The organism is Microcoleus sp. D2_18a_B4 (assembly GCF_036702475.1).
GTDB lineage: Bacteria > Cyanobacteriota > Cyanobacteriia > Cyanobacteriales > Microcoleaceae > Microcoleus.
Genome location: NZ_JAUBTL010000145.1, coordinates 1 through 1,501 on the forward strand (window position 1 = coordinate 1; position 1,501 = coordinate 1,501).

A 1,501-nucleotide genomic window follows, 5' to 3' on the forward strand; every position below is an offset into this window, starting at 1 on the left:
CATTGGTGGTGACATCAACGAGCAAGTTGACTGATTGATCCAAGAATCCCTGCGCCTTCAGGCGCCCGGAGTGTCAACAGGCAAATCCTGGTAACGCAGATCCACAGGCTCGGCCTCGCAATGCTCAAAAATAGTTTAAGATTTAACCTGATGTCCAAAACCAATTTGTGCGATCGAACATTTTAAGATATTTCACTCAGCCTAAAATCTAACAATCACAAATCCAAAATCGATAGATTGTGAGCTCACTCTAAAATCTAACAATCCAAAATCCAAAATCTAAAATCTAAAATCGATAGGTTGTGCAACTAAAACAAGTAATTATCGCCCACAAAGCCAGAGATACCCTCAGCCAGCGGTGGGCAGAACAGTGTGCCCGCCAATTAGAAAGTCGCGGGTGTCAGGTTTTAATGGGGCCGAGTGGCCCCAAAGATAACCCGTATCCCGTGTTTTTAGCTTCTAGTAACAGCCCAATAGATTTAGCGGTGGTGCTCGGCGGCGACGGTACGGCCCTAGCTGCGGCGCGGAATTTGGCGGCTGACGGCATCCCGATTTTGGCAGCGAATGTGGGGGGACATCTGGGTTTTTTAACCGAGTCTTTTGATGATTTCCAAAATACTGAGGAGATTTGGGACAGACTTTCGGAAGACAGGTATGCTGTGCAGACGCGGATGATGTTGCAGGCAACAGTTTTTGAGGGAAACAGAAGCAATCTCGAACCCCAAAGCGATCGATTTTTGGCACTCAATGAAATGTGTGTCAAACCTGCTTCAGCCGATCGAATGCCGAGCTGTATTCTAGAAATGGAAGTTGACGGCGAAGTAGTTGATCAATATCAAGGCGACGGTTTAATTGTGGCAACTCCCACCGGTTCGACTTGCTACACTGCATCTGCCAACGGGCCGATAATGCACTCGGGAATGGAGGCGATCGCCGTTACTCCGATTTGCCCTTTGAGTTTATCCAGTCGGGCGATCGTCCTGCCGCCCGGTTCAGTCGTCAGCATTTGGCCTTTAGCAGATTACGAACTCAGTACCAAACTCTGGACAGACGGCATTTTGGGTACTGCAATTTGGCCAGGACAGCGCGTAGACGTGCGGAAGGCGGACTGCGAAGCCAAGTTTATCATTTTGCGGGAAAACTATTCTTATTTCAACACTTTGAGGGAAAAACTTCACTGGGCAGGAGCCCGAATTCGGTACAGCAACAATCACCGCAATTAATCCCAATCATTCAATAGACATCGCAAGAATTGCCAGTCTTGAACAGGCAAGATGCCTGTTCCACAATAATAATAATTATTGAAGAGGTAAGCTAATACGCATTTAAATTGCATGGGTAAATAAATTTTCCTTCTTGTGGGGTGGGCATCTTGCCCGCCCTCAACATACTTAAATGCACAACAGCTTATAATATCAACCCGCATGTGCGATTCGTTTAACCTAAATGGGTAGGTTCTCCTATCCAGGGACGGTTAGCCTGACTCCGAGGAGTTAGTGAT

The 1,501-nt window shown here is 47.0% G+C and carries 1 protein-coding gene; it reads left to right on the forward strand.

All coding sequences use genetic code 11. The features are described from left to right. Window positions 1-302 precede the first annotated feature (302 nt). The gene (locus QUB04_RS32390; RefSeq protein WP_333146630.1) at window positions 303-1,223 is read left to right on the forward strand and encodes an NAD(+) kinase; all 921 of its coding nucleotides are present in this window, start codon (window positions 303-305) and stop codon (window positions 1,221-1,223) included. Window positions 1,224-1,501: the final 278 nt, after the last annotated feature.